Here is a 12,117-nt window from a genome sequence, read left to right on the forward strand (position 1 = left end):
TTTTAATTTAGAAGATTAAACAATTTATTTTTATTGAAATAAAGCAATCCTAAACAGCATAACAGCGTAATAACCGCCAAAGCAAAAAGGGTTCCTCCGTCATTTTTAACCACTATTCCCAGAATAAATAAGTGTGATAAAATAGCGCCTGTCATAATACCAAATGCGCCTAAAGCGCCAATCCAGGTGGTTTTGGGTATTAAAATCAAAATTGCTGCAATCAACTCTGCTATTCCTGAACCAATCCTTCCATAAGGTTCTATTCCTAAAGTCGAGAAAATATAAACACTTTCTTCTGCTCCGCTGAATTTAAAATATAGTGTTTGCAATAAAATTACCGAAGCCACTATTCTAAGCATCCATATTATAATTTCCTTTTTCATGGCTCCGGATTATTTGTAGATTTTTTTCCAATTATTATCTGCCTGATTTTTTAAAGTATTCTGGTCTTTGTTCCAGCTTTTGAGCGTATTATTAAAATAGGCATTGTAAAACAGATACAATTTACCGTCGACAATTTTGAATGTTTCCGGGTTTATTGTTACTTTTTCACCGGCACTCCCCATTGCATATGCACACCATCCGCCATATTGAGGTTCATATTTGGACGGATTTACCAGAAAAGTATTTTTATTTTCAGCTGATGAAAAATTATACATTACACCCTGATAAGAAACTGAAATTTCTTTTTTTCCTTTTATTGCTTTTCCCTGAGTAAAATATCCTACAGGATCGTAACCCAGAATAGCAACTTTATTTTCTACATTATACTGGCTAATTCGTTTAGCATCATTTTGAGCAAATGAAACTCCGTAAACCAAAATCAATAAAAATAATACTAGCTTTTTCATGTTTTTTATTTTAAGTTTTTTAATACAGAAACCAGTAATTCGGTTGTTATGCGCTGTTTAAAATCAGGAGAAACATATTCAAAAAGTATCTCACTCTCAGTGTTTACAACAAAAACGGAAGGAACTGGTAAAAAACTCGTATTGATTCCATTAGAATGTACGTTAATTACCGATTTGTAGTTTTCAGGAGCTTCAAAAGCAATTCCAGCTGCTTTTATTAATTCTCCTTTTGAGTCAGAAAGCAAGGTATATTTTACATTATCTTTTTGTTCTGTGCTTTTCAAATTTTCAGCAGAATCCGGGCTTACTGCAATAATCTGATATCCCAAATCCAGAATTTGTTTTTCGGCTTCAGCCATTGCCTGTAAATGCAGATTACAATATGGGCACCAGCCACCGCGATAAAAAACGAGAACTGTTTTTTTCTTTTTTAGTAAGTCCGAAATTTGAACAGCTGTATTTTCAGATGATTTTAAAGTAATGTTGGGGATCTTCTCTCCTATTAATAAAGGAGCGATATCAGTCGCAGATTTAGGGATTGCGTTCTGGGCATTAGCAACCGAACTTAGGGTTACTAGAAACATAAAAAGTAATTTTTTCATAATATATAGTTTTACATCTTTTTTGATGATGTAAAATTATTGTACTATGAAAAAGCAAAATGTCAGCTAATTTACACTTCGATTAAAATAGCTATAATTGGGTAATATCTGTAATGGTAATTTCTTTTCTATTGTACTGTAAAAGATTATTGGTTTCCATTTCATTCAGCAATTGCGTAGCAGTTTGTCGTGATGTACAAATGATTTGGGCAATATCATTTTGGGTCAGATAATTTTCAATTACTACTGTATTTCCGTTTTGAACGCCTTCTTGTTCTGCCCAGTCTTTCAGGAATTGATACAATCTGGTTTTTGCATCTTTAGAAATTAAATTGGCATAACTATTTTTGATGCGTTTCATTTTCAAACCCACAAACTTGGTGTATGAAAGTGCCAATGTTGGGTTTCTAAGCAATAAATCTTCAAAATCAGACATTAAAAAACTACAAATTGCAACGTCGTCAGAAAGCACTTTTGCATATTCTTCGACTTTATTATCTGTTTCTAAGGTCAATTCACCAAATAAATCCCCTTTTTGAATAATGTCTTTTATCGTTTCGTTGCCATTATCATCTATGGCAACAATTTTTATATTTCCTTTTTTGAGTAAAAAAATACGCGGCACATCTGAAGATGAAAAATAAATAATTTCACCTTTTGATGCTTTCTTAAAGCCTGTAATAATGCACAATTGTTTGATCTGCGAATAGCTAAGTGTCCTAAATAATTTATGATCGCGCAAGTACCAATATTTTAACTCTTCGTACATTTTTATTCGTATTATTTGTGTAAATATACCAATTTAACAAATAATAAATTTTTCAGATTTAATGGTAAAGCAAATTTCATTCTTTGATAACAGCTATATGTTGATTTATAAAGATCCTCAGTCTTTCTTGCTACATATAACAAATTAACAAAAATTAGGAGGTTTTTTACTTGGATAAAGCAAATTACATTTTATATATTTGTCACTATTTAAATTAAGTCTAAATAATAATGATACGAATTTCTACATGCCTATTATTCCTGTTCTTCACTATGGGTTCACTTTCTGCCCAACAGATTTCTAAAACAAATACAAATAACGAAAAAGATAAAAATAGTAAAAGCCAGGATACCATCTTAAATGATAAATCAGCAGATAATGAACTACAGGAAATTGTTGTTTCTGCTTCCAGAAAGGCTGAGATTTTAGATGAAGTTCCTTCTTCTGTTACTTTATTATCAAAAAAACAAATACAACAGCAACTCAATATAAGTTCTAATCTTAGTGATATTTTGGGTGCATCAGTTCCCGGTTTGGGATTTACGACCAATAGAACTCAAAATTTAGGTCAGACTTTACGTGGCCGCCGTGTATTGGTTATGATTGATGGTATTCCTCAATCTACACCTTTAAGAGACGGGGCAAAAGACATGCGTTCTCTGGACCCTACCGTATTAGATCGCGTTGAAGTGATTAAGGGAGCAACTGCAATTTATGGTAATGGTGCAGATGGCGGTTTGATTAACTACATTACTAAAAGAGCAAATGTTGACAAAACAATAAGCGGATCAACTGAGGCAGGAACTAATTTTTCTCTTGTTAAACCTAAAGGAACAGCCGGTTTCTTTGTATCTCAGTTATTGACCGGAAAAGTAAACAAAATCGATTATGTTGTAAGCGGCCGTTATGAAGAAACAGGGCTTTATCGTGATGCAAAAGGACGTGTACTTTCTCCTGAATACGGAATGAACGATCTTAAAAACTGGAATGCTTTTGCAAAAATTGGATATGACATAAATGACAATAATCGCCTGGAATTAATGTATAATTATTTCCAGAGCACGCAACATACTGATTATATAGCAAAAGCTGGGGTTTACGGCAATTTTGATTCTCCAACTATTGGAGTTAAAGGACAAAGACCGGGAGATCCGGAAGGAACGCCGTACAATCATAACGCAAGTTTAAGTTATATTGGAAAGAATTTTATTGGAAAAACGGATGTTAATGCGTCTTTGTATTTTCAGGATTATCTAACGTTAATTAATTACAGTGACTTTTTTGAAAATAACGGACAACCTGCTACTCAAAGTAAAAAACTGGGTTTACGTTTGAATTTAAATACGCCATATGAATTCAGTTCGCTTGTATCGGGTAATTTAACGTATGGATTGGATATTCTATCTGATATAACAGATACACATCTTACAGACGGCAGATTGGTAATTCCTGAAATGAAGATGAACAATCTGGCGCCTTATTTCCAGCTCAAAAACATGTTTGGGCCAAATTTGGTATTGAAAACCGGTTTAAGACTTGAAAATGTTAATATCGATGTACCGGATTATACTACTATTGGTATTCGCAATTATGTAAACGGTACTTATGTTGGCGGTGGTGTTGCGGTAAAAGGCGGAGCATTAGATTTTAATGCCCTTATGTTCAATGCCGGATTGCGTTATACAAAATGGAGTTTGTTTAAACCTTTTGTAAGTTTTTCGCAGAGTTTTAGTGTGGCTGATTTAGGTTTGGTGCTTCGTGCTGCAAAAGAAAATACGGTCAACAACACTTCGATAAAAGCGGTTACAGCCAATAATTACGAATTTGGATTTTCAGGAGCCGTGGATAAACTTTCTTATGAAGGAGCTTTTTATTACAGTACTTCAAAATTAGGGGCTTCTTATGTTTATGTAGATGGTAATCCGCAGATTTCACGTTCACCTGAAAAAATTTATGGTTTTGAATTATCAGCAAAATATCGTCTTCATCCAAAAATTGATGTTGGGGCAAATTATTCTTATACAGAAGGAAAACGTGAACTTACAGATAAAAAAGTATATTTGGGAGGAGATCGTATAAATCCGCCAAAATTAGCCGCTTATACTATTTACAGACCTCTGGAAGACTGGTCAGTATTTTTGCAAATGATTAATACGACAGGAAGAAACCGATTTGAACCTGTAAATGGTGCTTATACTTATGGAACCGGACCTATAAAATCTTTTACGGCTTTTAATCTTTCTTCAAGTTACACGTTCAAAGAAAAAAGTACGATTCGTTTGGGTGTCGAAAACCTATTCAATAAAGACTATTATAGCGTTATTTCGCAATGGCAGTCTAATAATATGAATTATGTCAAAGAAAATGGGACTCGCCTAACGATTAGTTTTGCGCAGGCATTCTAAAAAATATTTCTATAATTAAAAATCAACAAAACCTTCAAAGTCATTCTATTTTGGAGGTTTTTTGCTTCAATTCAGTGGCAGGAAACTTAATTTGGTAAGTTCGATAAGTTGGGTTCATATATTTAGTAATTTTATCCTTTTTAGAACAACTTATATGAGCTTAAAAAATGCTTTTTAATGGATCAAATAGTTAGCTTTTTTGTTGCAGGAACAACTTTATTACTGGCATTTTTAATTTTTGCAAATATTAATCAGGTAAACACCAAATCAAATCGATGGTTTGGGACTTTTATAGTGTGTGTTTTTATTATTCAGTTTAATGACTTATTAGAAAAAACTGAGTTTATGAAAACAAGAATGCCAATAAATGATTCTCTTGGTCTGACGGATTTTATAGTAGCTCCTGTTTTTTATTTGAGTGTACTTTATTTTATCCAACCCAATAGAAAATGGCGGCTAAAGAATAATTTTCATTTTGCATTTGCCGTTATCATGCTAATTTTACTCTTTCTTTCGGTAGTAATTGAGGTAAAACCACCAACTGCCATCGATAAAAAAAATGCTGCTATAATACTTAACGTTTTTAATCTTGTTTTTTGTGCTCAGGTTATTTCGTATTGCGTTTTAGCGTATAAAAAAATCAGTTCCTATCAAAATAATTTGTTTTTATATACATCAAATACAGCTGCTATCAACTTAAGATGGTTACAAAAAGTAGTAGTTTGCGTATTACTAATTACGACTCTTTGGCTGATTGACAATGTTTTTAAATTAGCCAAAACAAATATTTTATTTGACCAGTTTGCCAGTGTAATTTATCTTGTCGGATTTTTTTTCATTGCTTATTATTCTTTAAAACAAAAAGAAATTCCAGGACTTAATCAACAAGAAAAAAAAGAAATTGATGACATTATAAGAGAGGATTTCAGCTTAGAAAGCAATCAGAAAAAACTAATTCCGGATGTTGAACTACAAGAAATGAAGTTGATTTTAATTGACGTAATGAATACTAAAAAGCCTTTTTTAGATCCTGAATTAAGCGTATTTAAGTTGGCTTCGCAATTGGATATTTCATCTCATCAGCTTTCATATATCATTAACAAAGGTTTCGACGAAAATTTTTATCACTTTATCAATCGGTACCGAATCGAAGAAGCAAAAAAAATGATTCAGGATCCTAACATGCAGCATTTAAGTTTAATTGGAATTGCTTTTGAGGTTGGCTTTAATTCTAAAACAGTTTTTAATACCACTTTTAAGAAAACAACCAACCAAACGCCATCAGAATTTAAAAAAGCAAATCTTATTTTGGTATAAATTCATTTTAGTATCTTGATTTTTTTTCCAGATTAACCGGGTTGGGGATTATAGTATTTTTAAAGAGGTTCTGATTCCTAAATCAGAACTTTTAGTTGGTAAATGATGCTAATATTTGTATCGAATTTACTTTAAACACTAAAAACACTACCATGATGGTTAAAAAAGAACTTCGAAAATTAAAGCCGAAAAAAATCATTAAAATTAGACTGTTATCTGTTTTTATAGTTCTTATTTCTGTATTCTCCTCAATGTCTTGTTCCGATGATTCTAAAAATCGCGATACAGATTATCAGGAGTCTGCGGTAGATTTAGGAACTCATAAACTGAGGGCGTATACGGTATCAAAAAAATCAAAATATCTGGTTGTTTTTGAATCTGGCCATGGTAACGATCATACATCGTGGTACAGCACCGGAAAATCTTCTGAAATCTTATCCATAGCTCATTTTTTAGGTTCTGATGTTTTATTATATGACAGGGCCGGTTACGGAAAATCAGAATTTAACACGGAACCCAGAACTATTAATAAATTAAGAAGTGAACTTGAAAATGTTGTTAACCAATTTGCCAATGGCAGAAAAGTAGTGCTTGTTGGGCATTCATTGGGTGGCTTGATTATTAGGGATTATGCAATAAAAAATCCGGAAAAAGTTGCGGGATTAGTTTTTATTGATGCTTCTCACGAAAAATACAATCATTTTTCGCAAGATCAAATCAACAACTTCTACACTGATTATAAAAAAATGTATGGAGCAAATTCAGGGATAGCACTAGAAACACTTCAGCTAATTGAAGACTTTAAGTATGCTGCAACATTGCCCAATTTGCCTGATGTTCCAGTTATTGCGATAACCAGTATGAAAATTGATGCGGAACATAATGCTGCAGACAGACAGTTATGGTACGACTCTAAGGAATCTCTTAAAACTGGAATAACAGATTTTAAGCACATCACAACTGTAAAATCCGGACACTTTATCCAGCTTGAGGAACCTAAACTTGTTTTAGAAAATATCCGAACAATGTTGTCGAAACTTCCTTTATAATTTTATTTAAAACATAAAAAATCCTCAATCATTTATAGATTGAGGATTCAATAAAATTATTTGACTGTATCATACATTAACATTCATCTTTTGCAGTTTATTGACTAAAAGCCGAATTCGTTTGTGCAGTATACTTCGGGTAGACTTTTTTTTGAGTTCATAATCTTTCGCACATTTCTTTAGTTCTGCCAGAAGGAACTTAAAATTGTTATATAATGCCGCGAGTTCTTCCATATCTTTTTGAATTTTGGAATACTCTTCGGAGGTTACATTATTTTTGTCAATAACAGACATTTGCTCATATTTATAAAATACATCCAATAAATTCCGATGTTCCCTATTGTCAATTCCCTGCATAGTCCTTAAAATCTTTTAAATTAAAATATAGCATTAAATTAAGGTATTATATGCAGCAAGGGATCAACATCTGTAGTAATGACAGAGAGCGGTAATGATCTTAATGTTGCTGTTTTTTGTTTACCTGTATTGCCTTGTATGTTATTTAATGCTGTCTTTAATAAAATTTCTGAAGGATTACCAAGTATAAAAACTTCTGGTCCCTGAAGTTCATTGGTATAAATAGTTGGATTAATTCCTTTAGAATAATCTCCTTCATGTCTGGAATTGAATAATTTATAGATCGAAGGATACAATATCCATCCTTTCGTTCCGGGAATTCGGTCATCTTCAACAGGAAATCCGGCTACATCTTTGCCAAATGTTTTTTCTCCTATAGTAGTAACATTCATATACGGTTTTAGATTATTGATAATAAGTTCTGAGGCAGATGCGGTACGGTTTCCGCATAAAACATAGACTTTATTTATTGCAGGATGTACGTTGCGTAAAGCATCAAAACTTACCTTGGATTCATTGCTTTGTAATGCCTGCAAAAAGGACTGGTCTATATTGCCTCCGTTGGCATTTCCTTCAAATTTTATAAACAAATCACCCGATTTGATATTTGGCGCTAAAATTATACTTAATGCTGCTGCGGCCGCAATATCTCCTCCTCCATTATATCTTAAATCTATAATTAATTCTGAGATGCCTTTACTTTTTAATTCCTGAAAAACGGGAAGAAATGATTGTGCTTGTCCAACATCAAAATGCGGAATTTCGACATATCCTGTTTTGACATTTTTATCTTCGATTATTTGATACGAAATGGGCTGTAAAAAAGAATATCCCTCTAATAACGAAACTTCTTTTGATGCTGAAAAACCGGATTGTGAAGTATAAGAAGTTGTCTCTAGTTTTAACTGTGATGCAGCAATCATATTTTGATACAAACGGTCGTAATTTCCCTGATTCAGGATTGTTCCGTCTATTTTAGAAATGAGCTGCCCTCTTTTCAGTCCGTTTTTTTGTGCGGGTGAATCGGCTAATACATACAAAATTGCGCCGTAAATTTTACCTTCAAACTCAAAAAATGAGACGTCAAATCCAAATTTTCGTCTAAGGCTTTGTGGTGCTGTTTCAGGTAATGCAGGATGTAATGCATACGAATAAATGTCATCCTTTTGTAATAATCCTGCAAAATATTCCTTTGGATTCATTGATAAGTCATTCTGTTGTGGCATTGTCGCGCTCCAGCGGTAATATTTTTTCATTTGCTGATACATCCAGTCATTGACATACTCATTTGAGCCTTCTTTATAAAAAGCCGCAGAAGGATCATCTGATGTACAGGAGAAAATAATAGTTACCAAAAAAAATAATGGCAAAATGAGAACTGAAGGATATTTCTTCATTTGAAACATTTGAAATTTATAGATCCGGATTTAGCTTTATTTCTGCAACAACAGGAAATCTAATTACTTAAAAACAAAATAATCTGCCAGGTTCAGGATTCCGTCTACTCCTGAAAAAGCTCCATTGGCATCCTTTTTTTCTTCTAATATTATCAATTTTGATTTATTGACAGACATCGTCATATTGAGTGTTATTTTCTTTCCCGGAACATACGATTCTGTTGTACCGTGTTTTACTAGTTCCATTATAATTGTTGGCGGTGAACTAAACGGAAACTCGATAAATGGACTGAATTGATCTTTGCTTATATTTTCTACAACTCCCAAAACCTGACCATTAAGCTTGCGTATGATTCCGTCTAATTTTCCTGTGTAACCTGTTTTTGAATATAAGTTAAGCGTAGGGAAAATAAATCTATAACCGTTATAACCAGGCTGTTTTAAAACTCCTGGTTTTAAAGAAGCAACGTTGTCAATCCAGATATTTTCTTTAGCGTAGAATGAAAGGGTATCTTTTGTTTTTTTTGCATTAAAACGGTAGGTTTTCAACAGTTCTTTTGTTGTTTTACTGGTAAACTCAAAAACTTTTTCCTCGTCATCATGGTATACGAATTCATACTCTTTTTCGACTTTTTTGACAAAAGCGGTACGTTTCTCTTTTCCAAGTTCTACCGGTTTGCCATTTACTGTTATTTGTATCGAATCATTTAATGCACTGTATCCTATAATCACTACTTTTCCGGGCTGATTTTTTTCATTTCCATATAAAGAAGTCAGATCATCATTGGCACATGATTCGAAAAAAGCCAATATAATCGTAAAAATTAAAACCCTTGTCAATATATTCTTCATATTCTTTTGTTTGTATTGTAATAACTGGTTTATCGAAAAGTTGCAAACTTTCACGATTTTATTTTTTGATGAATTTTAATTTTGCTGTTCTATTATTATCTGATACTAAAAGAAAATAAACTCCTTGTGCTAACTCACTAACACTTAAATTATCTTTTTTATAAGGAGTCTCTTTTACCAATACGCCATTGAAATTGTAAATCTTAAGAGTGGCTTCTTCTGCCTGAAATTGTTCTCCTAATTCTAATTGTAAATATTCCTGAACAGGATTCTGATTCATTTTACAAACCGCAGCTCCTGACGCAACATCATCAAGTCCTAAAAGTGCTTGGGCATTTACAGAAACTTTATCAATTTCATAACCAATAAAACCTGTAGTCGTATTATTTCCTAATGCAATATATACGGTACTCTGACCTGAAAACTGAGATATATTTATTGAATAATCCTTGAATTCAGGTTCATCGATTGTTAGTCTTTCAAGCATAATTTTACCAATAAGTGTAAAAGTTGCCGGATCCGGTGAGGTTGATCCATATACAGATAATTCCTGATTACTGTCGTACGCGCTTGGTTGTGCATTTAAAATCAGTGATACTGCTCCGGAATAAAAAGATAAATCCAAAACCGGGGATATGGCTAAGTTATCTTCTAAAGTTTCTAATGGTGATGCGGTTGCTAAATCTATATTGTAAGTTCCTAAAACAGAAGCATTACCGTCTACAATAGCGTTGTTTTCGTCAAGTTTGATATTTTTTCTGGCAATCCAGTTACTTCCGTTACCGTCTTTGTCCAGCAAAATCCAGTCTGAAGCATCAGCGTCATCAAAATCATCTTCCCAAACTGTAAATTGTGCTGATGATACAGCTGAAACCATAATAAATAATACTAAAAGTAGATTTTTTTTCATTTTTTTTATTTTTAAAAACATGGACAGAAATATTCTGTCCATGTCCAATTTTAATAATTTAACCTAATTAAAAATTTGTAAACTTAGTCCAGTTGCTTGTCCAATTGGCTTCTGTTTTAAATGCTCCGGTTGTTCCTGTAAAATTCAAAGCACCATCATTAAAAAATGGTTGGCTTAGTGACCATTTTGTAGCCGGATTAACTGTAGATGTAGCATTACCAATACCACCTAAAACTGTTCCTGCAGGTAAAAGCGGGTTATCAAATCCGTGAATTGATACTCTTAACCATGTAGAACCACCTGGTACAGATGGAGATTCCCATCTAATTCCTGTTTTATATCCGGTTACTGTTGCATCAGTCAATGATATTTTACCAGCTCTGCGTACGTGTATTGCATTTTCATACAATGCAGCTACTGTAGAAGAGCTTACACCAATAATTGATAATTGAGATATAACCGGTCTTGTGATAAGTGTTGTAACAGTTCCTCCTGCATTATTATCTAATTCGATACCATTAGAATCTGGATTTCCTCCGCTTAAACTATGCGTAGAATTACTGTCAGCGATTGCAATAGCTTTTGTAATTGAACCTGTGTAACCAAGATCAAAATCAAAATTATCATCATCTGCAGCAAATGATACTAAATGAGTTGCGTTTACAGTACCTCCAAAAAACTCATAAGAGTCGTCTCTTCCGTAAGAAACCTGAATGTGGTTTACTACTGTTCCGTTACCTACACCTGCAAAAGTTAATCCGTTGATTTCGATATCAGTATCTAAAATACGTCCGGCAAACTCGATACGTACATAAGTTAATGATCCTGCATTATGAGCATTGTTTGTACCACCATAATAGAATTCAGAGAAATTAGCCTGATCGTCTAATCCTTCAACAATATTTGTAGTCAAACCATTGTTTACTTCAGCATTACCCAATACTACTACACCTCCAAAATCTCCTGGAGCTGCTACAGTATTTGCATTACCGTCTAATAAATTATAACTTGTAAAAACTACTGGCGCAGCAGCAGTTCCCTGAGCATCAATCTGACCACTTTTTGTAATAACAAGTACGCCTGTTGCTACTCCTGGAGCTAAAGGTTTTGCCTTGATGAATGTTCCTGGCTGAATGGTAAGTTTAGCACCATCTTTTACAGTAATTACTCCGTCAATTTCCCAAACTTTGTCGTTTGTCCATGTAGTATTGGTTGTAATAGCACCGCTTACCGTCTGAACTGTTGCTGGATACCCTGTGTAATCAGCACCTGAAGCCTTCATAGAAAAAGAAGAATCTGCAGAAGAATCATCATTTTGGCAAGAGCTCACTAATAGAGCTACCATTGCGAATAGAAAAAAATTTTTCATAATAATTTAATTATTGCTATATTTGCCGCTATTACAAACTAGACCTTTGGAGAGAGCAGCAAAATATCTTTCCTTGGGTCTTTCTCTTTTTTGGTAAAGATCCTTTTCTATAAACGATCCCGCTTTACCATCGGGGTTTATACCTAAAATCGCTCTTTCACTCTTAGGTTTTCTTTATCGCAGTGAAGATTCGCTTTCCATCCTTTTAAAATTTTCACATAAAAAGAAAAACAATTTTT

At 33.3% G+C, this 12,117-nt stretch carries 11 protein-coding genes; 3 read left to right on the plus strand and 8 right to left on the minus strand.

Going from position 1 to position 12,117, the window contains the following annotated elements:
- Positions 1-2 precede the first annotated feature (2 nt).
- From RC62_RS03365 to RC62_RS03380, 4 genes are all read right to left on the minus strand, one after another.
- Positions 3-383, minus strand: a complete 381-nt coding sequence (locus RC62_RS03365; RefSeq protein WP_055092612.1) for a DoxX family protein — start codon at positions 381-383, stop codon at positions 3-5.
- A 9-nt stretch (positions 384-392) separates the two neighbouring features.
- Positions 393-851 carry a YHS domain-containing (seleno)protein gene (locus tag RC62_RS03370; RefSeq protein ID WP_055092614.1) on the minus strand — a complete coding sequence of 153 codons (459 nt, stop codon included), beginning with the start codon at positions 849-851 and terminating at the stop codon, positions 393-395.
- Positions 852-856: 5 nt separating this feature from the next.
- Positions 857-1,453: a peroxiredoxin-like family protein gene (locus tag RC62_RS03375; RefSeq protein ID WP_055092616.1), complete on the minus strand. Its 597-nt coding sequence runs from the start codon at positions 1,451-1,453 to the stop codon at positions 857-859.
- 91 nt (positions 1,454-1,544) lie between these two features.
- Positions 1,545-2,222, minus strand: coding sequence for a Crp/Fnr family transcriptional regulator (locus RC62_RS03380; protein ID WP_055092618.1), 678 nt, complete (start codon positions 2,220-2,222; stop codon positions 1,545-1,547).
- A 230-nt stretch (positions 2,223-2,452) separates the two neighbouring features.
- Here RC62_RS03380 and RC62_RS03385 point away from each other — a divergent pair, with 230 nt between their 5' ends.
- The 3 genes from RC62_RS03385 to RC62_RS03395 all read left to right on the plus strand — a co-directional run bounded on the left by RC62_RS03385 (position 2,453) and on the right by RC62_RS03395 (position 6,993).
- Positions 2,453-4,627 carry a TonB-dependent receptor gene (locus RC62_RS03385; RefSeq protein ID WP_082421202.1) on the plus strand — a complete coding sequence of 725 codons (2,175 nt, stop codon included), beginning with the start codon at positions 2,453-2,455 and terminating at the stop codon, positions 4,625-4,627.
- Positions 4,628-4,804: 177 nt separating this feature from the next.
- Complete coding sequence (locus RC62_RS03390; RefSeq protein ID WP_055092621.1) at positions 4,805-5,944, plus strand: helix-turn-helix domain-containing protein; 1,140 nt, start codon at positions 4,805-4,807, stop codon at positions 5,942-5,944.
- Between the two features lie 152 nt (positions 5,945-6,096).
- A complete protein-coding gene (locus tag RC62_RS03395) occupies positions 6,097-6,993 on the plus strand; it encodes an alpha/beta fold hydrolase (RefSeq protein ID WP_245176772.1) in 897 nt (298 codons plus the stop codon).
- 395 nt (positions 6,994-7,388) lie between these two features.
- Here the strand turns inward: RC62_RS03395 and RC62_RS03405 are convergent, their stop codons facing one another.
- The 4 genes from RC62_RS03405 to RC62_RS03420 all read right to left on the minus strand — a co-directional run bounded on the left by RC62_RS03405 (position 7,389) and on the right by RC62_RS03420 (position 11,878).
- Positions 7,389-8,747, minus strand: a complete 1,359-nt coding sequence (locus RC62_RS03405) for a S41 family peptidase (RefSeq protein WP_055092948.1) — start codon at positions 8,745-8,747, stop codon at positions 7,389-7,391.
- Positions 8,748-8,810: 63 nt separating this feature from the next.
- Positions 8,811-9,599, minus strand: coding sequence for a hypothetical protein (locus RC62_RS03410; RefSeq protein WP_055092625.1), 789 nt, complete (start codon positions 9,597-9,599; stop codon positions 8,811-8,813).
- Positions 9,600-9,657: 58 nt separating this feature from the next.
- A complete protein-coding gene (locus RC62_RS03415; protein WP_055092949.1) occupies positions 9,658-10,509 on the minus strand; it encodes a T9SS type A sorting domain-containing protein in 852 nt (283 codons plus the stop codon).
- Between the two features lie 67 nt (positions 10,510-10,576).
- A complete protein-coding gene (locus RC62_RS03420) occupies positions 10,577-11,878 on the minus strand; it encodes a hypothetical protein (RefSeq protein ID WP_055092627.1) in 1,302 nt (433 codons plus the stop codon).
- Positions 11,879-12,117: the final 239 nt, after the last annotated feature.

Source organism: Flavobacterium aquidurense, from assembly GCF_001404985.1.
In the GTDB taxonomy this organism is placed as follows: Bacteria; Bacteroidota; Bacteroidia; order Flavobacteriales; family Flavobacteriaceae; genus Flavobacterium; species Flavobacterium aquidurense_B.